The organism is Stenotrophomonas sp. 107298_Sma, from assembly GCF_056480345.1.
The window spans coordinates 2861263-2884502 of record NZ_CM151094.1; the positions used below are offsets into that span (position 1 = coordinate 2861263).

The 23240-nt window shown below is 65.9% G+C and carries 24 protein-coding genes and 4 tRNA genes; 10 read left to right on the top strand and 18 right to left on the bottom strand.

Annotated features, from left to right (window positions below):
• Positions 1 to 12: 12 nt before the first annotated feature.
• The 3 genes from ACZK2G_RS13440 (at position 13) to ACZK2G_RS13450 (ending at position 330) form a co-directional block, all read left to right on the top strand.
• Positions 13 to 88, top strand: a tRNA-Glu gene (locus ACZK2G_RS13440).
• Positions 89 to 131: 43 nt separating this feature from the next.
• Positions 132 to 207, top strand: a tRNA-Ala gene (locus tag ACZK2G_RS13445).
• 47 nt (positions 208 to 254) lie between these two features.
• Positions 255 to 330, top strand: a tRNA-Glu gene (locus tag ACZK2G_RS13450).
• A gap of 140 nt (positions 331 to 470) precedes the next feature.
• On the opposite strand, the gene ACZK2G_RS13455 is transcribed toward ACZK2G_RS13450, so the two are convergent.
• Positions 471 to 887: a GNAT family N-acetyltransferase gene (locus ACZK2G_RS13455; protein WP_046987585.1), complete on the bottom strand. Its 417-nt coding sequence runs from the start codon at positions 885 to 887 to the stop codon at positions 471 to 473.
• A 77-nt stretch (positions 888 to 964) separates the two neighbouring features.
• Here ACZK2G_RS13455 and ACZK2G_RS13460 point away from each other — a divergent pair, with 77 nt between their 5' ends.
• Entirely contained in the window at positions 965 to 1921 is a 957-nt protein-coding gene (locus ACZK2G_RS13460; protein WP_428710398.1) for an SOS response-associated peptidase family protein, read from the top strand.
• Positions 1922 to 1966: 45 nt separating this feature from the next.
• Here the strand turns inward: ACZK2G_RS13460 and ACZK2G_RS13465 are convergent, their stop codons facing one another.
• Positions 1967 to 2164, bottom strand: a complete 198-nt coding sequence (locus ACZK2G_RS13465) for a hypothetical protein (RefSeq protein WP_046987587.1) — start codon at positions 2162 to 2164, stop codon at positions 1967 to 1969.
• A 69-nt stretch (positions 2165 to 2233) separates the two neighbouring features.
• The gene (locus ACZK2G_RS13470) at positions 2234 to 2614 is read right to left on the bottom strand and encodes a response regulator (protein WP_046987588.1); all 381 of its coding nucleotides are present in this window, start codon (positions 2612 to 2614) and stop codon (positions 2234 to 2236) included.
• A 132-nt stretch (positions 2615 to 2746) separates the two neighbouring features.
• Here ACZK2G_RS13470 and ACZK2G_RS13475 point away from each other — a divergent pair.
• The 3 genes from ACZK2G_RS13475 (at position 2747) to ACZK2G_RS13485 (ending at position 5001) form a co-directional block, all read left to right on the top strand.
• Positions 2747 to 2832 (top strand) — tRNA-Leu (locus ACZK2G_RS13475).
• Positions 2833 to 2903: 71 nt separating this feature from the next.
• A complete protein-coding gene (locus tag ACZK2G_RS13480) occupies positions 2904 to 3446 on the top strand; it encodes a GNAT family N-acetyltransferase (RefSeq protein ID WP_295380415.1) in 543 nt (180 codons plus the stop codon).
• 115 nt (positions 3447 to 3561) lie between these two features.
• Positions 3562 to 5001 carry a GGDEF domain-containing protein gene (locus ACZK2G_RS13485; RefSeq protein WP_136638187.1) on the top strand — a complete coding sequence of 480 codons (1440 nt, stop codon included), beginning with the start codon at positions 3562 to 3564 and terminating at the stop codon, positions 4999 to 5001.
• Here the strand turns inward: ACZK2G_RS13485 and ACZK2G_RS13490 are convergent.
• Complete coding sequence (locus ACZK2G_RS13490; protein ID WP_478473586.1) at positions 4998 to 6824, bottom strand: methyl-accepting chemotaxis protein; 1827 nt, start codon at positions 6822 to 6824, stop codon at positions 4998 to 5000. The two genes, ACZK2G_RS13485 and ACZK2G_RS13490, sit on opposite strands and share 4 nt — an antisense overlap.
• 254 nt (positions 6825 to 7078) lie before the next feature.
• Entirely contained in the window at positions 7079 to 7780 is a 702-nt protein-coding gene (locus ACZK2G_RS13495; RefSeq protein ID WP_248298420.1) for a GNAT family N-acetyltransferase, read from the bottom strand.
• Between ACZK2G_RS13495 and ACZK2G_RS13500 the strand changes: the two genes are divergently transcribed.
• The gene (locus ACZK2G_RS13500; RefSeq protein ID WP_478473588.1) at positions 7779 to 8867 is read left to right on the top strand and encodes a DUF5694 domain-containing protein; all 1089 of its coding nucleotides are present in this window, start codon (positions 7779 to 7781) and stop codon (positions 8865 to 8867) included. The genes ACZK2G_RS13495 and ACZK2G_RS13500 overlap by 2 nt on opposite strands.
• A 64-nt stretch (positions 8868 to 8931) precedes the next feature.
• A complete protein-coding gene (locus ACZK2G_RS13505) occupies positions 8932 to 9891 on the top strand; it encodes a right-handed parallel beta-helix repeat-containing protein (RefSeq protein WP_337302710.1) in 960 nt (319 codons plus the stop codon).
• Here the strand turns inward: ACZK2G_RS13505 and ACZK2G_RS13510 are convergent.
• The 10 genes from ACZK2G_RS13510 to ACZK2G_RS13555 form a co-directional block, all read right to left on the bottom strand.
• Positions 9865 to 10149 (bottom strand): hypothetical protein, encoded by a 285-nt coding sequence (locus ACZK2G_RS13510; RefSeq protein WP_046986760.1) that lies wholly within the window; start codon positions 10147 to 10149, stop codon positions 9865 to 9867. The genes ACZK2G_RS13505 and ACZK2G_RS13510 overlap by 27 nt on opposite strands.
• A 62-nt stretch (positions 10150 to 10211) precedes the next feature.
• Positions 10212 to 12401: a PAS domain S-box protein gene (locus ACZK2G_RS13515; protein WP_046986761.1), complete on the bottom strand. Its 2190-nt coding sequence runs from the start codon at positions 12399 to 12401 to the stop codon at positions 10212 to 10214.
• Positions 12402 to 12608: 207 nt separating this feature from the next.
• On the bottom strand, positions 12609 to 14996 hold the full coding sequence (locus ACZK2G_RS13520; RefSeq protein ID WP_046986762.1) for a Tex family protein: 2388 nt from the start codon (positions 14994 to 14996) through the stop codon (positions 12609 to 12611).
• Positions 14997 to 15203: 207 nt separating this feature from the next.
• Positions 15204 to 15419: a hypothetical protein gene (locus tag ACZK2G_RS13525; protein WP_006374014.1), complete on the bottom strand. Its 216-nt coding sequence runs from the start codon at positions 15417 to 15419 to the stop codon at positions 15204 to 15206.
• Positions 15420 to 16178: 759 nt separating this feature from the next.
• Entirely contained in the window at positions 16179 to 16631 is a 453-nt protein-coding gene (locus tag ACZK2G_RS13530; protein WP_046986295.1) for a hypothetical protein, read from the bottom strand.
• Positions 16628 to 16831, bottom strand: a complete 204-nt coding sequence (locus ACZK2G_RS13535; RefSeq protein WP_006374017.1) for a PspC domain-containing protein — start codon at positions 16829 to 16831, stop codon at positions 16628 to 16630. Before ACZK2G_RS13535 ends, ACZK2G_RS13530 begins: the two co-directional genes overlap by 4 nt.
• A 65-nt stretch (positions 16832 to 16896) precedes the next feature.
• Positions 16897 to 17268, bottom strand: coding sequence for a YfeK family protein (locus ACZK2G_RS13540; RefSeq protein WP_046986298.1), 372 nt, complete (start codon positions 17266 to 17268; stop codon positions 16897 to 16899).
• A 53-nt stretch (positions 17269 to 17321) separates the two neighbouring features.
• On the bottom strand, positions 17322 to 18389 hold the full coding sequence (gene phaC, locus ACZK2G_RS13545) for a class III poly(R)-hydroxyalkanoic acid synthase subunit PhaC (protein WP_046986294.1): 1068 nt from the start codon (positions 18387 to 18389) through the stop codon (positions 17322 to 17324).
• Entirely contained in the window at positions 18386 to 19480 is a 1095-nt protein-coding gene (gene phaE / locus ACZK2G_RS13550) for a class III poly(R)-hydroxyalkanoic acid synthase subunit PhaE (RefSeq protein ID WP_478473590.1), read from the bottom strand. The genes phaC and phaE overlap by 4 nt, the downstream gene beginning before the upstream one ends.
• Before the next feature lie 22 nt (positions 19481 to 19502).
• The gene (locus tag ACZK2G_RS13555) at positions 19503 to 20117 is read right to left on the bottom strand and encodes a CDP-alcohol phosphatidyltransferase family protein (protein ID WP_012511419.1); all 615 of its coding nucleotides are present in this window, start codon (positions 20115 to 20117) and stop codon (positions 19503 to 19505) included.
• Between the two features lie 344 nt (positions 20118 to 20461).
• Here ACZK2G_RS13555 and ACZK2G_RS13560 point away from each other — a divergent pair, with 344 nt between their 5' ends.
• Positions 20462 to 21112: a class I SAM-dependent methyltransferase gene (locus tag ACZK2G_RS13560; RefSeq protein WP_046986292.1), complete on the top strand. Its 651-nt coding sequence runs from the start codon at positions 20462 to 20464 to the stop codon at positions 21110 to 21112.
• A 30-nt stretch (positions 21113 to 21142) separates the two neighbouring features.
• Here the strand turns inward: ACZK2G_RS13560 and ACZK2G_RS13565 are convergent, their stop codons facing one another.
• From ACZK2G_RS13565 to ppsR, 3 genes are all read right to left on the bottom strand, one after another.
• Positions 21143 to 21631 (bottom strand): NUDIX hydrolase, encoded by a 489-nt coding sequence (locus tag ACZK2G_RS13565; protein ID WP_046986291.1) that lies wholly within the window; start codon positions 21629 to 21631, stop codon positions 21143 to 21145.
• Between the two features lie 40 nt (positions 21632 to 21671).
• Entirely contained in the window at positions 21672 to 22181 is a 510-nt protein-coding gene (locus ACZK2G_RS13570; protein WP_006374079.1) for a DUF1249 domain-containing protein, read from the bottom strand.
• Positions 22182 to 22329: 148 nt separating this feature from the next.
• Positions 22330 to 23151, bottom strand: a complete 822-nt coding sequence (ppsR, locus tag ACZK2G_RS13575) for a posphoenolpyruvate synthetase regulatory kinase/phosphorylase PpsR (RefSeq protein ID WP_012511422.1) — start codon at positions 23149 to 23151, stop codon at positions 22330 to 22332.
• Positions 23152 to 23240: the final 89 nt, after the last annotated feature.

Here is a 23240-nt window from a genome sequence, read left to right on the forward strand (position 1 = left end):
AGTTTTTCGTGCGTCCCCATCGTCTAGAGGCCTAGGACATCACCCTTTCACGGTGGCGACCGGGGTTCGAATCCCCGTGGGGACGCCAGTTTCAAACGGACTCTGCTCCCAGCAGAATTCCGACGTTTCATGGGGCCATAGCTCAGCTGGGAGAGCGCCTGCATGGCATGCAGGAGGTCAGCGGTTCGATCCCGCTTGGCTCCACCACTTCGACATTAGGCCGTCGAAGAATCTACAACTTGAAGTTTTCGTGCGTCCCCATCGTCTAGAGGCCTAGGACATCACCCTTTCACGGTGGCGACCGGGGTTCGAATCCCCGTGGGGACGCCAATTCTTGAAAACCCCGGTTTCGACCGGGGTTTTTCTTTGCCTGCGATCTGCTGGTGGAACGCATCCACGCATGGCGTGGATCTACCCCGACTCTGCAGTAGATCCATGCCATGCGTGGATGGAAAACGCTGGACCGCGCCTCAGAACCGCCGATACATCCCGATCGATGCCGGTGCCGTCGGTGCAAAACCGAACTGCGCGTACAGCCGATGCGCCTCGCCATCGGCCAACAGGCTCACATAGGCCGACGGCGGCAGGTTGCCCTGCATCCACTCGCTCAGGCGCCGCATCACTTCCTTGCCCAGACCCTGCCCCTGCAGGCGCGGCAACACCGCGATATCGCAGACCTGAAGGTGACATCCGCCATCACCAACGATCCGTCCCATCGCCACAAGTTCGTTGCCCTGGTAGGCACACACGCCGAACAAGGTATTGGGCAGTGCACGCGCCGCGGCCTCCTCGGTCTTGGCACTCAGGCCGGCCAGCACACGCAACCGGCAGTAGCCCTCGACGGTTGGCACAGTCTCGCGGAACTGGCAGGTGGCGGAATCATTCATGCGGTATCTCCCTATAGGTCGAGCTATCCTGCCTCATCCCCGTCGCAGTTGCTGCGATCCATCCCGGCAGATTTACCATGTGCTATTCCGCCCTGATCCGCGCCGACTACGCCAAGCTGGTGCGCGAGTTCGGCGCCATCCTGTCGCTGGAAGATTTCGCGGAGCTGTACGCGCACGATCCGGGCAAGAAGCGACCGAAGACACCCAAGGCGATGGATGACGGCTTCGCTGCTGCACGCACCGAGCTGGGGCGCGACATCGTGGCGAAGATCCAGCAGTGGCATGCGCAGGAGCAACGCGAATTGGAAGCGGACCTGGCCCGCCAGTGCGAGCGGCGTGATATCGCCAACGCCACGCTGGCGACCCGCCCTACCCAGAAAGCACGCAATGACCTGCGCGTGGCCGGCAACCGCATCGAGCGCGCGCAAGCCCGGCTTGAAGACCTGCACCGGGTGCAGTTGCTGCCACGCGATAACCGGATTTTCCCTGGCACCTATGCGCCGGTGATGATCAGCGAGAACGGTGAGCGGGTGATCAAGCCGATGCGCTACCAGTGCCGGCTTCCTGACAAGCCCGCACGCAACGACGTGCTTTATCCCGGCACCTACAACGCACGACGCGACAGTCTGGAAGGCTACTGGCGTGGTGCGTTCGGCCTGCGCCATGGCGTGGTGGTGGTGCAGGCGTTCTACGAGCACGTGCCCCGCCATGCCATCGCGGGACGCACGCTCGGCGCAGACGAAAAGGAACAGGACGTGGTGCTGGAGTTCCGTCCCGATCCACCGCGCGACCTGCTGCTGGCCTGCCTGTGGGCGGAATGGGAGGGCCCGGAGGGCCGCCTGCTGTCATTCGCCACCATCACCGACACACCGCCCGGCGACGTTGCTGCGGCTGGTCATGATCGCGGCGTGGTACCTATCCGCAAGGAATACCTCGATGCCTGGCTCAATCCCGATCCGGACGACCTGGCGCGGCAGTACCGAATTCTCGATGACCGCGAGGACATCCGCTACGTGTATGAGGAAGCAGGTTGAACATGGCGCGCGAATGAAAAACCCCGCCTGGGCGGGGTTCCTGGATCAGGGGTTGCCGCCGCACATCGCCTCTTCGCAGAACGCTTGCTCCTGCAGGCACTGCTCAACCTCGCCACCCCGCGCAATGCAGCTCTTGTAGAGCTGGTAACAAGGCTGGCCGCACCACGCGGCAGAGGCCGTACCACCGAAGACAGCCATCGAAAGGACACCCGCAGCAACCACGCGCTTGATCCACTTCTTCATGCCACTCTCCTTGTAGGCCTGAGCATTCAGGCCCGGGCAGCATACGCCCGCCGATTCCATCAGGACCAATCAGGCCTTCGCGCTGGAACGACCCACCGCGCGCGCCAGCGCCCGGCTCAGATCCGCCGACAGGTACGGCTTGACCAGCAGCACACCAGCCAGCATGGACTCAGGCAGCTGCTCGGCCAGCATCCCCGTGGCCAGCACGAACGGTACGCCACGCGCCGACAGCGCAGCTGCGACCGGCTCGCTGGTTTCATTGCGGGCAAGGCGATAATCGAGCAGGGCCACGTCCGGCGCCGAATCCTCCAGCAGGCGCAGCGCTTCGGCCACGCCCGCCGCCAACCCGACCACGGTCGCGCCGGCATGCACCAGCTGCATCTGCAGCAAGGCGGCACTCATCTCGTCGTTCTCGACCACCAGCACCCTCAGGTCCTGCAACACTGTCATCGGCTACCGCTCCTGGAGGGATACATGCCGCCGCAGTATAGCCACCATGGGGTCGAAGCCGACAGGAAGCGCCCTGATCGCCTCTCCCCCTATGAAAGCCCTGCCGACCTCGGTTACACTCGCACGCTGCCTGCCGGTGTGGCGGAATGGTATACGCAGCTGACTCAAAATCAGCCGGGGGTGACCCCATGAAGGTTCGAGTCCTTTCACCGGCACCACTGCATCAAAGGCCAGGTCTCCGACCTGGCCTTTTTGCATTTCCGGGTTTGGAACGCCGACACTGGCAGCCATGCCCGCCCCTTTGTACCCCTCGCCTCCCGACACCCCGCCCACGCGCCTGCGCTCGTTGCAGCCGGATGATGCTGTCGCCTGGTCGCGCTATCTTTCGCTGCCCGGCGTGACCGAACACACCAGCTGGGGTGACGTTTCTCCAGAAGCACTACGCCACCTGATCAACAGCTACGCAGCCTCGCCGGTCGACCGGCGCTGGGCACTGGTCGATGCAGACAACCTGCTGATCGGCACCGTAGGCCTGAACGGAATCGATCTTCAGCATCGCCGCGCCGAGCTCGCGTACGATCTCGATCCCCGCTGGCAGGGCCAGGGACTGGCCACGAACGCGGCGCGTGCCGTGCTGGCCTGGGGACGCACTACACTGGCGCTCGTCCGCATCCAGGCCACGGTGCTGGACAGCAATACCCGTTCGATCGCCGTGCTGGAACGCATCTGCATGCAGCGCGAGGGACTGCTCCGCGCTTATCGCCAGGTCCGCGGCCAGGCCGCTGACTTCTGGATGTACGCGCACATCGAGAACACCGCGTCATCGTGCTGAAACACAACAGCAACCACTGACAACGTTGCCAATGGACGCAGCGCACACTTTTCTTGCAAGCCTCACGTGCATCTGCCTATCTTGAGGGCAGCCGGACCTGGGGGCGGGGGAATGCATGACGTTGCGTGCTGCACTGTTTTTTCTGGTCACGCACGCGCTTGTCATTGCTCTGATCGGCCCTCAGGACCCGATAGGTTCCTTCCTGCTGTTGATGGCTGCTCCCCTGCTGGCGGCACTGGCATGTGTGCGGCGTGCCCGCGACAGCCGGGCCGCCTGCAAGTGGCGGCTGCTCGGCTTCGCCGTCGGCCTGTTCTCGATCGCCTTGCTGGCCCAGCTGTATCGCATCGCGGATGGCGGCGGGCAGGCACAGATGCCACTGTCGTCACTGATCCTCTACGTGTTCTACCGGATACCGCTGACCTACGTGGCGGCCAGCCCTGGGGGCGGCAACCGCTACGTGCGCGCCGTGGACCTGTCGATCATTGCCCTGCTCTGGCTGCTGTACTACGTACACACGCGGGCGCTGGCGCACCTGGATGCAGCCCTGTGGATGCAGGGTCTGAACGCGATGAGCACCGTGCAGAACGGTCTCGTATTCTGCTTCGCGCTGATCCGCTTCCTGGCCGAAGACAATGCCGATCGGCGTGACTTCTTCCGTACCCTGACGACCTATGCGCTGGGCTATTTTCTGCTCGCGTTCTACATCAATCACTACCAGCCCCAGGTGCCCGACGGCGGTTGGGGCGACCTGCTGATCAGTGGCCTGTTCGTACTGCTGGCAGTGATGGCAGGCAGCCCATGGCGGCCGCCTGCGGTAGTGGTGTCGCGCAATCTGCGCCGCGTCGTCGATGCTGGTGTTCCATTGATGCTGCCCCTGTTGCTGATGATGGTGGCACTGCTGGTCTCACGCCTGCATCCAACACTGGCGATCGTCGGCTTCATCGGCGCCATGTTGGGTTACGCGTTGCGCAGCGTGCTGACCCAGGTCGAGATCCAGCGCCAGCGTGACGAACTGGAAGCACTGGCCCGGCGCGATCCATTGACCGGGTTGGGCAATCGGCGCAACTTCGACGAATCCCTCGGCAGTGCCCATCGCCGCGCACGCCGCCAAGGGCTGGGCCTGGCCGTGCTGATGATCGACATCGACCATTTCAAGCGGCTCAATGACACCTATGGCCACCCGGAAGGTGACCGCCGGCTGCGCGCGGTGGCCGGGATCCTTGATGGCTGCCTGCAACGCGGTGACGACCTGCTGGCCCGTTATGGCGGCGAAGAGTTCATCGCCGCCCTGCCTTCGCCCGATATCGCTCATGCCCTGAGCCTGGGTGAACGGTTGCGCGCGGCAGTCGAAGCCGCTGGCCTGCCGGCGGCCGAAGCCGTCGTCACCATCAGCATCGGCGTGGCCTGGCAGGCCGCCGGCGAGAACGGCGATCCGCGCGACCTGGTCGACCGCGCCGACCAGGCCCTGTACCGGGCCAAGCACGCCGGGCGCAACCGTGTGCACGGCGCCCCGGCCGCCACGGCCGGGAGCGAACGGCCCGACCGGCGCGCCTAGACCGCGCGCAGCACCGCTGCCCCGTGCAGATGCCCGGCCGCGCCCTGCACGCGGAAACCGGCCACGGTGTGCAGCAGCTGCGCCGACTGCTCCTCCATGCTGCGCGCCGCCGCCGACGCCTCCTCGACCAGCGCTGCGTTCTGCTGGGTGCCCTGATCAATCAGGTCGACCGCATGGTTCATCTGCTGGATGTCGTCGCTCTGCTGCTGCGCGGCGGTACTGATCTCGGTCATCAGATCGCTGACCCGACGCACGTTGACCACGATCTCGTCCATGGTCCGGCCGGCACTCTCGACCTGGGCGGTACCAGCGCCGACGTTGGCGACCGACTCGTCGATCAGGTGCTTGATCTCCTTGGCCGCGCTGGCCGAACGCTGCGACAGCTCGCGGATCTCGGTGGCGACCACGGCAAAGCCACGGCCGTGCTCGCCAGCACGTGCAGCCTCCACCGCTGCATTGAGCGCCAGGATGTTGGTCTGGAAGGCGATCCCGTCGATCACGCCGATGATATCGACGATGCGCCGCGACGAGGTGTTGATCACCGCCATGGTCTCGACTACTTCATGCACCACGCTGCCGCCCTTCGCCGCGACATCGGCAGCACCACCGGCAAGCTGGCTGGCCTGCCGCGCATTGGTGGCAGTGCGCTGCACGGTCTCGGCCAGCCCCTTCATCGACACCGCGGTTTCCTCCAGCGAGGCCGCCTGCTGCTCGGTACGCTGCGACAGGTCGCTGTTGCCCTGCGCGATCTCGGTCGCGCCCACCGCGATGGTGTCGGCGGCGAACTTGATCTGGCCGATGATGGCCGCCATTGCCTCGACCAGCGAGTTCACGCCCTCGCACAGCTCAGCGATCGGGCCACGCTTGTCGGCCGTGGCCACGCGCTGGGTCAGATCGCCGCCTTTGGCCGCCGCCACCACTTCACGGGTCTGCGCCACCGCCCGCTGCATGGCCTGGTTTTCATGTACCTGCGCGGTGATGTCCGTAGCGTATTTGACGACCTTGAACGGCTTCCCGTTGAGGTCAAGGATCGGGTTGTAGGACGCCTGGATCCAGACCTCGCACCCGCCCTTGCCCAGGCGCCGGTACTGCCCGGCATCGTATTCGCCGCGTCCGAGCTTCTGCCAGAACTGCCGGTACGCTTCACTGCTGCGGTGGTCGGGCTCGACGAACAACGAGTGATGTTGCCCACGCACCTCGTCCAGGCTGTAACCGGTGGTGGCGAGGAAATTGTCGTTGGCCGAGAGGATGCGACCATCCATGCTGAACTCGATCACTGCCTGCGACTTGCCGATCGCCGCCAGCTGCCCAGCGGAGTCCGCCGCCTGCAGCTTCTGCGCGGTGATGTCGGTGGCGAACTTGACCACCTTGTAGGGGCGTCCCTGACGGTCCAGCACCGGGTTGTACGAGGCCTGGATCCAGATCTCACGCTGGCCCTTGCCGAAGCGCCGGTATTGCCCGGCGTCATACTCGCCGCGCCCCAGCCGCGCCCAGAAGTCGCGGTACTCGGTGCTGCCGGCGTGCTCTGGATCGACGAACAACGAATGATGCTTGCCCTGGATCTCTTCCAGCCGATACCCCATTGCCTGCAGGAAGTTGTCGTTGGCCTGCAGGATGGTGCCGTCGAGCCCGAACTCGATGACCGCCTGCACGCGGTGCAGCGCCGCGACCTGCGCCTCAAGCTCGGCGCGGTCGTTCGCCGCCAGCTCGGTACTGGGCCGATGCCGGGGAGCCAACGCACCCAACAGCGCGCGCCAGGGAGACCAACGGGTATGCAGCTCGGCCGGCGCCTGCGCGCCCGCCGTGAAGCCTGGAATGAGCATTGTCTGATCCTCGGTGTCCGGTAAGCGGTTGCGATCCGACGGGCGGGATGCCCGGCGGCAACATCAGTTGCCTGGGACTACAGGTGCCGGCTGGCACCCCTCGAGCGGCTGGCAAGAACGTCTGGTGCGGGCGCGATCAGCATCTGGGAGCGGCGGAACACACGGCGCAGGCCGCCCATCGGGGGCAGCCCGGGTCCTGCAGCGGGTGACTGGAGCGGGATCCAGAGGGGATATCGGCGATGCAGTCGGCGGCTTTAACCGGATTCCGCGACGCCCGTCGCATCTCCATGCTTTGCCGCAGGAATGCGGTAGACAATCGCCGTGTACTTCACGCCCTGCTCACGCCCGGCAGGCACGCCGCCAAGCGATTCGACCAGGCGCCGGCTCGGCGCGTTCTGCTCCGCCACCGGGTAGCGGAATGCCGCGCATCGCAGATGCGCGGAGGCCCGCGACCACACCGCCGAGACGGCTTCCCGGCCGTAGCCCTGCCCATGCATCGCCTCGCTGATCCAGATGCCGAGTTCGGGCTCGGCGTCTCTGCTGCGATGAAGGCCGGCCAAGCCAAGGAAGGCGCCATCGTCACGCCGGCGGATGACGAAGGTGATGTCCGTGCCCGAGGCGATGGTTGGCAACCACGCCTGCCAGACCACAGCGAAGGCCTCCTTCGACGGCGGCGGCTCGAACGCCATGTAACGGGTCAGCCCCGGCGTGATCGCTGCGAATGCCTCATCCGCATCCGCGGCCGTGAAAGGCCGAAGGCGCAACCGCGCGCTATCTATCATCCAGTTGCCGGATGTCATGTCATGCACCACCTGTCCATTGAGCACAGCCTCGCCCAGCAGACTGATGCAGCGCAAGGCAAAAGGGTTTACATGACCAACGGGAGGTCCCCGGATACAGGGAAACGGCCAGCATGCAGTGACCTGCAGGACGTTCACGGACACGGAGATCAACATGCTTCCACGCTTGGCCAGCTACCTCTTCCTGGGCCTGTGCAGTACCGGCGCCCTGGCTGCCGATGCCAGCTACCGGCCGACCTTCCATCCCGACCAGCTGAAGGGCCCACCCGCCGGGCGCCCGAACGAGGTGCTGGTGTTGGGCAGCCCGCATCTGTCCAGCCTGCCGAAGACCTTCGAACCGGCGATGCTGGAGCCACTGCTGAAGCGGCTGGAGGCCTGGCAGCCCACCGCGATCGCGGTTGAGAACCTCTCCGGCCTGCAGTGCGATTTCATGCGCCGCAATCCGGCCCGATACGCAGAGAGCGTAGCGGACTACTGCGTCGATCCGGCGCCGGCACAGGCCGCCACCGGCCTGGACGTTCCCAGCGCCAACGTGGAAATGGAACGCCTGCTTGCAGATTGGCCGAAGGCGCCAACCGCTGCCCAGCGGCGCCGATTGGCTGCAGTGTTCCTGGCCGCGGGCGAAAGCAGTTCGGCAGTCGTCCAATGGCTGCGGCTGCCCAAGGAAGAGCGACGTGCCTCCGACAGCCTGACACCGGAGCTGGTGCAGTTCCTCGACACGCGCATGGCCCGCCGCAACGAGGCCGGCCTGGTGGCCGGGGTCCTTGCCGCACGCCTGGGGCTGGAGCGCGTGTGGTCGGTCGACGACCACACTGCGGATTCGCCGACGCCGGCATCCCAGCAGAAGGCCTATGCAGCGGCCATCCGGGGCGCCTGGGATAATCCCGTCGTCAAGGCACGCAGGGCGGCTGATGAACGGCTCGAAGCCAATCTTGCCCAACCGGACGGACTGCTCGCGATGTATCGCGCCTACAACACACCCGAGACCGCGATGGTGGCCTACAACGGCGACTTCGGCGCGACGCTGGTCGAGCCCTCGCCAGAAGGCTTCGGCCGCAACTACGTGGGCTACTGGGAAACCCGCAACCTGCGCATGGTCGCCAACATGCGCGACGTACTCGGCCAACAGCCGGGCACCCGCATGCTGACCATCGTCGGTGCCTCTCACAAGGGCTACTACGAGGCCTATCTCAACCTGATGCACGACGTACAGCTGGTCAGTTCGGATGAAGTGCTGCGTTGACGTCAAGCCGGTCGGCTGCGGTATCTTGGATGCAACTTCAACCACTCCACGGAAGGAACCCATAATGAAACAACGCATTTCCGCCGTACTCTTTGCCATAGGCCTGGCCGGTGCCGCGCAGGCCTCGGCATGCGATCTCACTCTCGACAGTGGTGGTAACCTTGCTGCCGCAGTGGCCACCGCACCTGGCAAGAAAATCTGCCTGCGGCCTGGCACCTACGTCACTGGCCCTGCACCACTGGAAGTTCCCTCCGGCACGACCATCGAGGGATTGGGTGCGAGCATGGCCGACGTCTTGATCTCCGCCCATGGCTCCCCACAGAAGGCGATCGGGCTCGGCAGCGGCACCATGCTGCACAATTTCACGTTGTCCACCGGTGCAGGCGGAAACTTCGGTGTACTGGCCTATCATCAGGACCGCATCATCATTTGGAGCCTCGATATCGTCGGCTTCCAGATCAGCACTGGTGTCGTGGGCGGGAAAGGTGTGGATATATGGGACACCTTCATGCGTGCCAACGGCATAGCAGGCAACAATGTGGCGGACCCAAATCTGTGGATCACCGATTCCCGCGACGTCACCATCCTCTATGGACAGCTGACCGGCCGAAAGGATGGCCCGGGGGGCGATGGCGAGATGGCCATCTACAACTCGAGCAACGTCATGATTGATGGCGCACGCGTCATCGACTCCGGCGCCAGCGCCATCTATCTGGTGAACTGCATCGACTGCACCATCAAGAACTCGGTGATCGAACGCCCTGGTGAATGGGGTATCGACGTCGTACAGGGTTCACAGCGCTTTCTTGCAGAAAACAATGCTGTAAGCGGTGCGAACTATGGTGGGGCGGTGTTTGAGACATCGGGTGGTACTACGGCCACATTCCGCTCCAACCGGTTCATTCAGAATCGTCGCTTGGGTGTTGGAAACTGCAACGGCATCAATGCAAAGGGTGGTGTTGCAGGCGTTCTATCGACAGGTAACATCTCTTTGCCTTCAGGTGATCTCTGCGCCTTCCCGTGAAGCGTGGGCCTGAGCATCAAGAGTATGAGGCGGTACCTCCTTCCGGCCCGCCCGCCACAACACGATGCTGGCCCCGCCGATACAGGACAGCGTGAACACCAGCAGGGCGATGGCACCGCCCTGCAGCACCGGCAGCAATGCCTGCGCGTGCAGATCGTCGCGCACTTCCTCCAGACGCAGGCAGGCCGCCAGCGCAAGGCACCAGCCAACCATCGCCGGGGCGTAGGCCCGCATCGCAACCGGGTTCCAGACCTTCATGGGATCACCTGCATGAGTGGATGTGCGCGCAGTATTCGCGCGCGTCCTCTCACAGGCTGAGATCAGCCTTCGGCCGCATCCGCGTCGTCGCCAGGCAGCTCACTGGCCTCACCCTGCACCTGCACGTTGTTGCGTCCCATCGCCTTGGCCCGGTAGCACTGGGCGTCGGCGGCGGCCACCGCCTGGTCCACGCTCATGCCGCCCGCCAGCGGCGCGATGCCGATGCTGGCCCCGACATGCAGGCGGTCCTGGTCCCACGGAATCGACAGCGACGCAAGGGTATGCAGCAGTTCGCCGCCGATACGCGCGGCACGCCGCGGCGTACAGCCGGACAGGATCACCGCGAACTCATCCCCCCCCAGCCGTGCCACCACATCCGAATCACGCACGCCATGGCGCAGCACGCTGGCCACCGCCCACAGCACCGCATCACCGGCCAGATGGCCCCAGGTGTCGTTGACCGGCTTGAAGCGATCCAGATCGATGTACATCAACGACGCGGCCTGGCCCGTGCGCTCGACACGGGTGATCGCCTGCTGCAGGTGCACCTCGAAGCCGCGGCGGTTGCTCAGCTCGGTCAACGGATCGATTTCGGCAAGGTGACGCGCCTCGCGCTGGCGTGCACGCTGCTGGGTATCGTCGCGCAGCACCCACACCGCACCGCGTACATGGCCTTCGTCATCGCGAAGCCAGGCGCGGGTCAGGTCCACCGGTATGGTCGCCGTGCCCAGCCGCAACAGCAGGTCGGCATGCAGGTCCACTGCGTTGCTTTCCGGATCCAGCAGCACCGAGACATCCAGCACCGATCCAGGCGCGTACTCGGTGGTCAACGCCAGCACGTCCTGCACCTTGTGCCCGGCCAGCGACAGCGCACCATCACCGGCCAAGGTACGCACCGCAGCCGCATTGGCATAGTCGATGCGGCCATCGAGGCTGACACTGAGCACCAGGTCGGCGACCGCATCAAGAGTAATGCGGCTGCGCTGCTCACTTTCGAACAAGCGCTGCTCGCTGCTGCGCTGGGCGCTGATGTCCTGGATCTGCGACACGAAATGCACAGGTTCACCGCGCTCGCTGCGCACCAGCGAAACCGACAGCCGCGCCCAGATCACCTTGCCGTCGCGATCGAGGTAACGCTTCTCCAGGTGGTAGTGGCTGCGCCGCCCGGCCAGCAGATCCTGCACCAGAGCCAGGTCGGTCTGCAGGTCATCGGGGTGGGTCAGGCGCTGGAAATCAACCTGCAGCAGTTCTTCGCGTGGATAGCCGAGGATCCGGCACAGCGCGTCATTGACGTCCAGCCAGCGCCCTTCCAGCGACACCAGTGCCATGCCCAATGCAGCCGAGGTGAACGCACCGGCGAACTTCTCCGCCGACAGCCGTGCTTCGGCGCGCGCCTGCAGGATCTCGGTGATGTCGATCGCCATGCCGACGTAGCCGATCCGCGTGCCGTCGGCGCCATCCATGCGGCTGATCGACAGGCGGACCTGGCGTGACTGGCCGTCCTTGCGGCGCAGCGTCCATTGCCGCGAATAGGTCTGCCCATCGGCACGGGCACTGAGCGCCTCGAACACGCCAGGTACCTCGCCGTCGTCGCCCGCCAGCGGCTGCAGCCAGGCGCTCAGCTCGTCCGGGTCATGGAACGCATCCAGGCGCCGATGGCCAACCACCTCCTCGGCGGCGTAGCCGAGCAGGCGCTGTGCGCCGGTATTGAACAGGGTGATGGTGCCGTCGATATCGGTGGCGATCACCGCAACCTCGTCGGAGGCGTCGACCACCGCCTGCAGTCGCTGCCGGGTATCGGCCGCATCCTGGCGTGCCTGCTGCAGTTCGGTCACATCAGCATGCGCACCGGCCATCCACAGTGGCCGCCCCTGCCCGTCCCATTCGAACACGCGGCCACGGTCGTGGATCCACATCCACTGGCCGTTCTTGTGGCGCATGCGCAACAGGCAGACGTAATTGTCGCTGCGGCCCTCGAAATGGTCCTCGAGCGCCGCATCGGACAGGGCGATATCGTCGGGATGGACCAATGTCAGGAAGGTCTTCTGGCACACCGGCTCCAATTCTTCCAGCCGGTAACCGACGATCTCGGCCCAGCGCGCGTTGACCCGCATCTCGCCGGTCTGCACGTTCCATTCCCAGGTGCCGGCGGCGGTGCCGTCGATGATCATCGCCAGCCGGCGGCGTTCTTCAGCCAGCTCCTGCAGGCGCCGCTCCAGCAGCCCGTTGCCGTTGCTTCCCTGGCCGGCCATCAACCCGTTCCCCGGGACGCGCAGGCAGCCTCCGGCCGCAGCAGGGCGCTGCAGACGTCAATGAAGACGACGGGTCGTGCTGGCGTCATGGCCCTCCCCAGAGACAGCGGGGAGGCCACACGCCCCCCTCAGGCGCAAGTGTGCGCAATCACGGGGAAAATCGACAAGTCCCCCGCCCCGGATCAACCGTGACGGGGGACACGCTCCTCAGCTGCGCTTGGCGCGGGCGAAGGCGTCTGCCAGGGCATTGTTGGCCGGCGCCGCCGACTGGCCACCACGGCCGCCATTGCCCGGGCTGCGGTTGGGGCCACGGTTCTGGCCACCCGCGTCACGACGTGGCCCCTGGCCCTGATTGCGCTCATCGCGCTGGCCCGGGCGGCTGGTGGCCTGGCCGGGGGTGTCGTCCAAGCGCCGGGTCAGGGCGATGCGCTTGCGCGCCACGTCCACCTCCAGCACCTTCACCTTGACGATATCGCCGGCCTTGACCACGTCGCGCGGATCCTTCACGAACGTATCGGAGAGCGCCGAAATGTGGATCAGGCCATCCTGGTGCACGCCGATATCGACAAAGGCGCCGAAGGCCGCAACGTTGCTGACCACGCCCTCCAGCACCATGCCTTCGCGCAGATCCTTGATGTCCTCGACGCCCTCGGCGAAGCGGGCGGCCTTGAACTCCGGACGCGGATCGCGGCCCGGCTTTTCCAGTTCCTTGAGGATGTCGCGCACGGTCGGCACGCCGAAGGTGTCGTCAGTGAACTGTTCTGCCTTCAGGCCGCGCAGGAAGCTGCCATCACCGATCAGCGCCTTGATCGGGCGCGCGGTGCTGGCAACGATGCGCTCGACCACCGGGTAGGCTTCCGGGTGCACCGCCGAGGCATCCAGCGGCTGGTCACCATCGGCGATGCGCAGGAAGCCGGCGCACTGCTCGAAGGTCTTCTCGCCCAACCGCGCGACCTTCAGCAGGTCCTTGCGACGCTTGAACGGGCCGTTGTCGTCACGATGGCGCACGATGTTCTCGGCCACCGTCGCTGACAAGCCGGACACGCGCGACAGCAGCGCGGCCGAAGCGGTGTTCACGTACACGCCAACCGCGTTCACGCAGTCCTCCACGCGTGCGTCCAGCGCCCGTGCCAGGCGGTACTGATCCACGTCGTGCTGGTACTGGCCAACGCCGATCGCCTTGGGCTCGATCTTCACCAGCTCGGCCAGCGGATCCTGCAGGCGCCGGGCGATCGACACCGCACCGCGCAGCGACACGTCCAGGCCCGGGAATTCCTTGGCCGCGAACTCCGAGGCCGAGTACACCGAAGCACCGGCCTCGCTGACCACCACCTTCTGCAGCTTCGGGTTGGCCGCGGCCTTGATCGCCTCTCCGGCCAGCTTGTCGGTCTCACGGCTGGCGGTGCCGTTGCCGATCGCGATCAGTTCCACGTTGTGCTTGGCGCACAGCTGCTTGATGGTCTGCAGCGACTGCTCCCACTGACGGCGGGGTTCGTGCGGGTAGATGGTGTCGGTGGCGACCAGCTTGCCGGTGGCATCGACCACGGCGATCTTGCAGCCGGTACGGATGCCCGGGTCCAGCCCGAGCACGGTCTTCGGGCCAGCCGGAGCCGCCAGCAGCAGGTCCTTCAGGTTGTCGCCGAACACCGCGATGGCTTCGGCCTCGGCCTTTTCGCGGGCCTGGTTGAACAGGTCCAGCAGCAGATGGGTATGCAGCTTGGCGCGCCAGGTCAGGCGACAGGCATCCAGCAGCCAGCGGTCGCCAGCGCGCCCCTGGTCGGCAATGCCGGCCTTGCGCGCCACGCGGCCTTCCGCGTACTGGTGGCCAGCCTCGGCATCGCTGCCCGGGTCCAGCTCCAGGAACAGGATTTCCTCGCGGCGTGCGCGGAACAGTGCCAGCAGGCGGTGCGACGGAATCTTCGCCAGCGCTTCGGCATGTTCGAAATAATCGCGGTACTTGGCGCCTTCGGTTTCCTTGCCCTCGGCCACGCGGGCACGGATCACCCCGGTTTCGCCGAGCCAGGTACGCAGTTCACCGACCAGCGCGGCGTCTTCGCCCCAGCGCTCCATCAGGATCGCGCGCGCGCCTTCCAGCGCGGCCTTGGTGTCGGCCACGCCCTTGTCGGCGTCGACAAAGGTGGCGGCGAAAACCTGCGGGTCCTGCGTCGGGTCGGTCAGCAGGCCATCGGCCAGCGGTTCCAGGCCGGCCTCGCGGGCAATCTGTGCACGGGTACGGCGCTTGGGCTTGTACGGCAGGTACAGGTCTTCCAGCCGGCTCTTGGTATCGGCGGCCAGGATGTCGTTGCGCAGCTCGTCGCTGAGCTTGCCCTGCTCGCCGATGCTGGACAACACGGCCGCGCGGCGGTCTTCCAGCTCACGCAGGTAGGTGAGGCGGGTTTCCAGGTTGCGCAGCTGGGTGTCGTCCAGGCCTCCGGTCACTTCCTTGCGGTAGCGCGCGATGAACGGGACGCTGGCGCCCTCGTCGAGCAGGCCGACAGCGGCGTGTACCTGGGTGGACTGGGCACCGATCTCGTCGGCGATGGTCTGGGCGATCTGCTGGGCGAGCGCGCTCTGGGCATTCTTGGCGTCGTGCATTGCTTCAGGTCTGTGCCGCGATACGGGAAGACCCCATTCTGGCAATCCACGACGGAGCCGGACAAGGCATTGACAGGGGGCGAGGTTCAGCGGCGGGACCGGATTGGACGCCGGCATCCTGGCAAAGAGAGGGCTCGGACTGGCCCTGGGCTGGGATGCCGGCGCGGGCGCACGATGGTGGGCGCGCCCTGCCGCATGTTGCGAAGGTCAGCGGTAGTGGCGGGCGGCACGCTGCATGACGATCTCGTCACGCATGCTTTCCAGGGCCATCAGGCGGACCTTGCCGACACCCTGCAGTTCCATGAACCGCTCCGTGTAGAACTCCGGCCCCAGCGCGGTGTCGGCGCGGGATTTGCTGAAGCCGTAGGGCACCACGCCCTTCTCGCCATCCTTGCTACCACCGACATAAAGAACGATTGCCATGTGATGTCTTCCTCCAAATTGCTACTGCGTACTGCGCTCGATGAGCGATGCTGCGAGCTCATCGAGGGAGAGCTTACCGCGTCGAACCTGACTGGAACGTCACGAAGGCTAATGACGATCGGTTGCATGCAGATGACTGCGGGATCGCAGCAGAATGCTTACGGATCTTTAACTCCCGACTAACGAATCGAGGGTTTCCAGCCAACGGCGCAGCCCCTCGCGGGTGGTTTGGGATGATCGCGGAAAGCCGGTTTCCTGTGAGCTGGCCGGGTGGGTGGGGCTGGCGGGGACGCCGTGAACCCGTCCCTGGGGGCTTAGCCGCGGCATCCATGCCGCGGATACCCCGCCAGCCCCACCCACCCGGCCGCTGACAGATTTCTGCTGCGTCTGCCACCCACGGAGAAGAAAAAAGAAGATCAAAAGCAAAAGCAGCCTGGCTGGCCGCTTTTTGTAGAGCCGAGCCCACGCTCGGCTGCTTTCAGGCCAGTCCGCGAAGCCGACCGCAGGCTCGGCTCTATACGAGCAAGCGCAGCGCGCGACCCGCTTCTGCTCTTCTTTTTCTTCTCCGTGGCTGGACGCGCACGGAAACTGTCAGGGATCGGGCGGGGTGGGTTCGCGGGACCGTTGGCGCCATGGATGGCGCCATCGAGCCCCCAGGGACGGGTTTACGGCGTGTCCCGCGAACCCACCCCGCCCGGCCCAATCACATGAAACGTATTCCGCGACCAAGCCACGAGGGGCTGCGCCGTTGGCTGGAAACTACGGCCACCAGCCGTGCCCGAACCGGGCGAAATGATCGGCCGCGCGCTCGAACGGGTTGCGCGCACTCACCCCGCCGCACAGCAGGTATACCGGCAGGTACAGCGGCCCCAGCACCATGTACTGGTAGACGTGCGCGCGTTCGTGGTCATCCAGCCGGATCAGCGGCTCCACGCCCCACCCCGCCTGATGCGCATAGGTGCGGCAGGAGATGCCCAGGTCATGACCGGTATGCAGGATCACGTTGCCCAGGGTGATCGCCCCGCCTGGTCCCCACGGCCAGCGGTCGAACACCAGTGCGCAGTCACGGCCGCTCCAGCGTAATGTCGCGCCACCGAGCATGCCGGCCAGGCCACCGATCACGCCGAGCAGGGAATTGGGGGACGTCCAGACCGCGCCCAGCACCTGCAGCGCGCGCAGCCAGATCGGCCAGGGCGTCACGGGAGTCTTCAATCGGCCTCGTTGGGAATCAGCAGCCACAGGATCAGGTAGACCAGGATGCCAGGGAAGGCCGCCGAGCCGATCGAGACCAGCACGAACACGATCCGCACGAGCGTGGGGTTCCAGCCGAAGCGGTGGGCGATGCCGCCCATCACGCCGGCAATCATGCGGTCGTTCAATGAACGCGACAGCGTGCGCGGCGTGGTGTTCATGGCGGTTCTCCTGGGCTACGGGAAAAAGCAGTCGAGCACGGCTCGACTTTACACCGCCCCTATGTCTACGGCGTGCGGTGGCGCAGGGCCTGCAGGCGTGCGCCGAACCAGGCGGCCGCGGTCTGTTCAGGCTGCCCCGGGCACTGGATGCGGTAGGGCTTGCCGCTCATGCTGCTCTGGCTGGCCGCACGCTCGATGAACTGCTCGGCGCTGTCCACCATGTCCTTCTTCAGCAGGTAGTCGTACTTGCGCTGCAGGTGCGCGCGCGCATCGCTGCCATCGTGCCAGCTGCCATTGCGCTGGAAGCGGCATTGGGAGCCGTCCAGGCTGGAGATCAGCTGCGCGATCTCCCGTTGCGCCTGCGGGCCGGGAGCGGCATGGGCGACAGGCGCTGCCAGCAGCAGCGCAGCAAGCATCATCGAAATCCGTTGCGACATCATCATTCTCCAGGCAGTCGAGCAAGCTCGACTCTACAAAAGCGAAGCAAGCCTTACACGTCGCGCGCTTTCAGCCAGCCATCGATCGTCGCCGGCACTTCGCGTTGTGCACGCCCGGAAACATAGATACCGATGTGCCCGCCGCGGAAACTGGACTCGGTGTAATCGTCAGTGCCCAAGCGCCCACGCATCGCACGCGAGGCATCCGGCGGCACCAGATGGTCCTGCTCGGCGTAGATGTTCAGTACCGGCAGGGTCACCTTCGACAGATCCACCGCCTCCTCGCCAATCCGCACCGTGCCGTTCACCAGCCCGTTGCCCTGGTAGAACTGCTTGATGAAGTCGCGGAACGCTTCGCCCGCCAGATCTGGTGAATCGAAGATCCACTTCTCCATGCGCAGGAAATCCTCCAGCGCCGCCTTGTCATCGAGGATGTCGAGCAGGCCGACGTACTTCTGCACGTTCAGGCGGAACGGCTTGAGCATCAGGTAACTGGCATTCATCAGATCAGCCGGGATGTTGCCAAGCGTATCCACCAGCAGGTCTACATCCACCTGCCGTGCCCAATGCGAAAGCATGTTGTCGGCGGTGTGGAAATCGACCGGGGTGACCATGGTGATCAGCTTGCCCAGCTTCTGCCGGCGCAGCGCGGCGTAGCAGAGTGCGAACACGCCGCCCTGGCAGATGCCCAGCATGTCCACCGGACCGCCGCTGCGCGCACGCAGCGCATCCACCGCGCCATCGATGTAGCGCAGCAGGTAGTCCTCCAGGGTCTGGAAGCGCTCGGAGCGGTCCGGGTAGCCCCAGTCCAGCACGTACACGTCCTGGCCCAGCGCCAGCAGCTTCTGCACCAGCGAACGGTCGGCCTGCAGATCGACCATGTACGGCCGATTGACCAACGCGTAGACGATCAGCAGCGGCGTGCGCCGGGTCGGCGCCTGTTCGCCGACGAAGCGGTACAGCACCACCTTGCCATCGCGCCAGACCTCCTCGCGGGCTGTCACGCCGTAATCAACATCTTCGACCTGCGGCAGCAGCTTCAGCCCTTCCATCAGCTTGCGCTGCATGGCCAAGGTTTCCTGCATCAGGTCATCGGCGTTGAAACCCAGCGGCCCCTTCATCGGTCACGCGCCCGAGTGGAAGTACGAGGTGCGGCCTTCTTCGCAGACGACTTCTTCGCAGACGACTTCTTCGCAGACGACTTCTTCGCAGGCGCCTTCTTTGCGGGCACCGTCTTCTTCGCAGCCTTGCGCGCGGCCGGCTTCACCTTCGCCGGCGCCGGTTGCGCCACCGGATCCACCTCGGCGGTACCGGCCAGCACCGCCACCTGTGCCTGCAGGCGGCGCAGGCTGCGCTCCAGCTCGGCGATACGGCGGTGTGCGGCGTCCATCTCGCTGCGGGTCGGCAGGCCGATGCGTTCACTCATCTGTTCCACCTCGCGCTGCAGGCCGGCGCGCAGGCGCATCTGTGCATTGCCCAGCGCGGCATACACCTGCTGGAACGGTTCGGACATGGCGACCTTGGCGTAGGCCTCCTCGGCCACTTCGATCCACAGGTCGAACATCGCCCGGGCGCTGGTCAGCTGGCTGCCCGGCTGCTCGTGCTCGGCCAAGCGCTGCTCGAACAGCGCAAAGGCCTCGTCCAGTGCCTGCTTGATCTGATCGACGTAGGCGCGTGAATGCTGCTGGTATTCATCCTGCGCACGCAGCAGGGACTGCCAGCGCGCCTGGTGCTCGCGGCCGGGGCCGAACGCCGGGCTCTGCAGCCACGGGCCGGCCTGCAACTGGAACTGCTGCAGCCACGCGGCGAACTCGGGCACGGCGGCGCCGGCGTGGGTGCTGCCACGGGCGCCCTGCAGCATCCACTGCAGCATGCCATCGCCCTGCCCTTGCACCGCCTCGCGCCAGGCCTGGGCCACTTCGGCGCTGCTGGCATCGCGGCCGGCGAAGCGCGCAGCCACTTCCTGCATGGTGCCGTACCAGCTGCCCGCCTGTTCGCGGAAGCGGCGCACGGCATCTTCCGGTGCACCCGGTCCCTGCTCGGGCAGCAGCTGGCCCCACCAGTCGAACAGGCGCCGCCAGCTGCCGGGGTCGTCACCGGCCGGTGCACCCGGGGTGGACGCGTGACGCAGCGCGTCGCCCCAGGCGCCGAAGTACTGCCGGGCCAGGGTCTCGAAATCACTGCTGCCGGGGTCGTGGGCCGAGCTGGTCATCGCAGGCCTCCGCAGGGCTGGCTCATGGCTTGGGGATGCGCAGGGTCTTGCTGATCATCAGCGACCCGGACAGGGCGAACAGCAGCACCATCGGGTGCAGCTGCCACGGCCCGATCTGCCACTGGCCGAACCAGATGTCCTGACCGATGGCGCCGGTGCCGGCGGCGATGGCCAGCACGATCACCAGCAGCAGGCTGGTCGGGATCGGCGTGCCCTCGAAATACTTGACCTTGCCCTCGTCGCCGGCCAGTGCCTCGGCGGTGACGTTGTAGCGGGCCAGGCGGCTGACACCACAGCAGACGAAGTAGCTCAGCACCAGCCAGTCCCAGCCGCCCTGCATGCCGCAGGCATAGGCCAGCGCCGCCGGCGCCACACCGAAGGAGATCACATCGGACAGCGAGTCCAGCTCCCGGCCCAGGGTGGAGCTGGACTTGCGCCAGCGCGCGATGTGCCCGTCGAGTGCATCGAAGATGAAGGCCAGCGGGATCAGCGCCATGCCGAACAGCAGATAGCCGCGCTCGCCGTCCTGCAGGAAGCGCATCGCGGCGAAGACCGCACCGGTGCCGCAGAAAGCATTGGCCAGGGTGAACCAGTCGGCCAGCTGGAATTCGCGCAGCATCGAGAAGTGACGTTTCATGGGGTCTCACGGAGCATCAAGGCCCACAGGTTACCGCGAGCACCGCTGCTGGCGACAGCGGCGGCAGGGACCACCCTTCACCGCTCCCTCACCTGTCCTCACCGGCGGTGAATTTTTCGCCACCCATCTTGACAGCCTAGGGGGGTGGCGCCTGTCGACGCTTATCCACAAAGTTGCCCACGCGTAATCCACACCCCCTGTGGACAACCAGATCTCACCGACTGCGACGCTGGACATTTCCTCATCACCCCGAAGCGGGGTTTCCCTACTTCCCAAGCCGCAGGGTCGGCGCTATGGTCACCGGCGGACCCGCCGTCGCCACGTCCGAAACTCTGCAACGGACGATGATGATGCTGGATGCTCCTACCCTGGCCGCACAGCTGCGGCAGCCCCATGGCGAGGCTGCGCTGGAGGTGGCCGACGCGATGAATCGCAGCAACGGCGCGCTCAATCAGGCCGCGATCGGGCTGCTGGCCGCCTCCGCCGGCGAACGGATCCTGGAGATCGGTCCGGGCAACGCTGCATTCGCGCCACAGCTGCTACAGGCCGCCGGCAGCCACTATCTGGGTATCGAGCTGTCCCCGGCCATGGTCGAGGCCGGCAACCAGCGCCTGGCCAGTGCCGGACTGGCTGGGCGTGCCGCGATGCGCCATGGCGACGCCCATGCTCTGCCGGTCGCCGACGCCTCGATGGACGCCGCGCTGGCGGTCAATACCCTGTACTTCTGGCCGCACCTGGCGCCGGTGCTCGACGAGTTGGCGCGGGTGCTGCGCCGGGGTGGCCGGCTGTGCCTGGCCTTCGGTGACGCGGCCTTCATGCGCAGCCTGCCATTTGCCAGCGACTTCCAGCTGCACGAGCTGGACGCGGTGGAACTGGCCCTGCGCGTATCCGGCTTCACTGTCTCGGCCTGGCGCAGTCATCGGGAAACCGCGACCGGCAATGACGGGCAGGTTCGCGAGAAGCACTTCCATCTGCTGCTGGCGCAACGGCGGTAGTGCTCGCCGGGCATGGCCCGGCGAGCCGGGTCACAGCCGGCTGTAGGACCAGCTCACCATGCGGCCGTCCTTGTAAGGCATCACGCCATGGAACGGGCGCGGGTCGGCGTCGAACACCAGCGGCAGGAAGTTGCGGTCACCCTCCCACATCGGCAGCTGGTCGAGCTTGTCCACATCCACCCATTCCAGGGTGCCCTCGTGGTTGCCCCCATGCGGGCTGCCCTCGAAGCTGTCGATGACGAACACGAAGCCCAGCCAGTCCTCGCCATGCTTGCCGAAGCCCGGCCAGCTGATGGTGCCGCGCAGGCGCATGTCCATGCAGTCGATGCCGGCTTCCTCGGCGATCTCGCGGCGCATGCCGGCGGCCACGTCTTCGGTCGGTTCGATCTTGCCGCCCAGGCCGTTGTACTTGCCCAGGTGGTGGTCACCGGGACGGGTGTTGCGATGGATCATCAGCACCTGGCGACGATCCGGCGACAGCACGTAGCCCAGGGTGGCGACGATCGGGGTATACGGCATGGCAGCATCCAGCGGCAGGTCAGCCGTGGATTATGGCCGATCAGCGCACCAGCGACAGGCGGCGCTCGGCGGGCGTGCTGGCGCCGTCGGGATCACGACGCAGGGTGGCGACGCCGTGGCCGCGTTCGGCCAGGTATTCCAGCCACTTGCCGAGGAAGGTGTTCATCCGCATGCGGTGGCTGATCAGCTCTGCCGGCGGTGGATACAGGCCCATCGTGTCCTGCCAGCGACGGCCGACATAACAGTGGGTGGTCTCGGCCTGGCGCGCATCACGGTACAGGCGCACATAGGCCGAGGGATCCGGCTCGCCGGTGACCGGATCGGCCAGGTCGTAGGTCAGGCGCAGTTCCACCGTATAGCGGTGGCACTCGATCACGTCCAGGCGAACATCCAGGCCGTCGCCGATCGAGGAGATGTAGCTGCCCGCCACCAGTCCGGCCGGTTCGAACAGGCGCACCAGATGGCGGTAGTTTTCCGCGTACAGGCCCATGAGCCAGCTGAGCCGGCTCAGGCGGGGAATGCGTTCGGTGCGGGGCAAGGCTCGGGCCATGGGTCGATCCTACACGTTGGTGCTTCAACGTGGGGGCGCGCACGTGCAAGCCAACCCCTGGGTAGTGCCGGCCGCTGGCCGGCAGCCCCGCATCACGGCCGAGGGTTCATCGACCAGCCGGCCAGCGGCCGGCTCTACCAGACGAGGATCAATACAGCTCGCGCTGCAGCCCCAGCGTGGCCAGCACCTTGCTGGAGATCTCCTCGATCGAGGTATGGGTGGTGCTCAGGGTCGGGATGCGTTCCATCTGGAACATGACCTCGGCCGCTGCCACCTCGCGTTTGCAGGTGTCCAGGTTGGCATAGCGCGAGTTCGGGCGGCGCTCCTGGCGGATCTGCTGCAGGCGGTCCGGGTCGATGGTCAGGCCGAACAGCTTGCGCCGGTAGTTGCGCAGGCGCGGCGGCAGGCGGTCGCTTTCCAGATCCTCGTCGGTCAGCGGGTAATTGGCCGCACGCACCCCGTAATGCAGGGCCAGGTAGATGCAGGTGGGCGTCTTGCCGGCCCGCGACACCGCCACCAGGATCACGTCGGCGTCGTCGTAATTCACCGCGATGCCGTCGTCATGGGTCAGCGCGAAGTTCATCGCGTTGATGCGGCGGTGGTAGGTGTCGAAGTCGACCATACCGTGCGCCTGCCCCACCCGGTTCACGCGCGAGCTGGACAGTTCACGCTCCAGCGGCTCGATGAATGGCGCGAACACATCGAGCATCAGGGCCCCGCTCTCGGCCAGGATCAGGCTCAGGCTCTGGTCCACGCAGGAGTTCACCACGATCGGCCTGACCTGGTAACGCTCCCCCGCCGCCTGGATCCGGGAACAGGCTTCCCGGGCTTTTTCGGGGTCGTCTACAAACGACATCCGGTCGGTAATGAAGCTGAACCCGGAGAACTGGGTCAGCAGGCTATGCCCAATGGTTTCAGCGGTGATACCGGTTCCATCGGAAACGTAGAACACCGGACGGATGGTCGACATGCGCGCTTTTACCCCCTACGAAGCCTAAAAGGGCCGCCAACACAAGCTTGTGCCGACAGCGGTCTGCCCGGCATCATATCGGCTTCTTC

Bases quoted from the DNA above. Each gene is read 5' to 3' on its own strand.
- ACZK2G_RS13455 (WP_046987585.1), bottom strand. From the start codon at position 887: ATGAATGATTCCGCCACCTGCCAGTTCCGCGAGACTGTGCCAACCGTC.
- ACZK2G_RS13460 (WP_428710398.1), top strand. From the start codon at position 965: ATGTGCTATTCCGCCCTGATCCGCGCCGACTACGCCAAGCTGGTGCGC.
- ACZK2G_RS13465 (WP_046987587.1), bottom strand. From the start codon at position 2,164: ATGAAGAAGTGGATCAAGCGCGTGGTTGCTGCGGGTGTCCTTTCGATG.
- ACZK2G_RS13470 (WP_046987588.1), bottom strand. From the start codon at position 2,614: ATGACAGTGTTGCAGGACCTGAGGGTGCTGGTGGTCGAGAACGACGAG.
- ACZK2G_RS13480 (WP_295380415.1), top strand. From the start codon at position 2,904: ATGCCCGCCCCTTTGTACCCCTCGCCTCCCGACACCCCGCCCACGCGC.
- ACZK2G_RS13485 (WP_136638187.1), top strand. From the start codon at position 3,562: ATGACGTTGCGTGCTGCACTGTTTTTTCTGGTCACGCACGCGCTTGTC.
- ACZK2G_RS13490 (WP_478473586.1), bottom strand. From the start codon at position 6,824: ATGCTCATTCCAGGCTTCACGGCGGGCGCGCAGGCGCCGGCCGAGCTG.
- ACZK2G_RS13500 (WP_478473588.1), top strand. From the start codon at position 7,779: ATGCTTCCACGCTTGGCCAGCTACCTCTTCCTGGGCCTGTGCAGTACC.
- ACZK2G_RS13495 (WP_248298420.1), bottom strand. From the start codon at position 7,780: ATGTTGATCTCCGTGTCCGTGAACGTCCTGCAGGTCACTGCATGCTGG.
- ACZK2G_RS13505 (WP_337302710.1), top strand. From the start codon at position 8,932: ATGAAACAACGCATTTCCGCCGTACTCTTTGCCATAGGCCTGGCCGGT.
- ACZK2G_RS13510 (WP_046986760.1), bottom strand. From the start codon at position 10,149: ATGAAGGTCTGGAACCCGGTTGCGATGCGGGCCTACGCCCCGGCGATG.
- ACZK2G_RS13515 (WP_046986761.1), bottom strand. From the start codon at position 12,401: ATGGCCGGCCAGGGAAGCAACGGCAACGGGCTGCTGGAGCGGCGCCTG.
- ACZK2G_RS13520 (WP_046986762.1), bottom strand. From the start codon at position 14,996: ATGCACGACGCCAAGAATGCCCAGAGCGCGCTCGCCCAGCAGATCGCC.
- ACZK2G_RS13525 (WP_006374014.1), bottom strand. From the start codon at position 15,419: ATGGCAATCGTTCTTTATGTCGGTGGTAGCAAGGATGGCGAGAAGGGC.
- ACZK2G_RS13535 (WP_006374017.1), bottom strand. From the start codon at position 16,831: ATGAACACCACGCCGCGCACGCTGTCGCGTTCATTGAACGACCGCATG.
- ACZK2G_RS13540 (WP_046986298.1), bottom strand. From the start codon at position 17,268: ATGTCGCAACGGATTTCGATGATGCTTGCTGCGCTGCTGCTGGCAGCG.
- phaC (WP_046986294.1), bottom strand. From the start codon at position 18,389: ATGAAGGGGCCGCTGGGTTTCAACGCCGATGACCTGATGCAGGAAACC.
- phaE (WP_478473590.1), bottom strand. From the start codon at position 19,480: ATGACCAGCTCGGCCCACGACCCCGGCAGCAGTGATTTCGAGACCCTG.
- ACZK2G_RS13555 (WP_012511419.1), bottom strand. From the start codon at position 20,117: ATGAAACGTCACTTCTCGATGCTGCGCGAATTCCAGCTGGCCGACTGG.
- ACZK2G_RS13560 (WP_046986292.1), top strand. From the start codon at position 20,462: ATGATGATGCTGGATGCTCCTACCCTGGCCGCACAGCTGCGGCAGCCC.
- ACZK2G_RS13565 (WP_046986291.1), bottom strand. From the start codon at position 21,631: ATGCCGTATACCCCGATCGTCGCCACCCTGGGCTACGTGCTGTCGCCG.
- ACZK2G_RS13570 (WP_006374079.1), bottom strand. From the start codon at position 22,181: ATGGCCCGAGCCTTGCCCCGCACCGAACGCATTCCCCGCCTGAGCCGG.
- ppsR (WP_012511422.1), bottom strand. From the start codon at position 23,151: ATGTCGACCATCCGTCCGGTGTTCTACGTTTCCGATGGAACCGGTATC.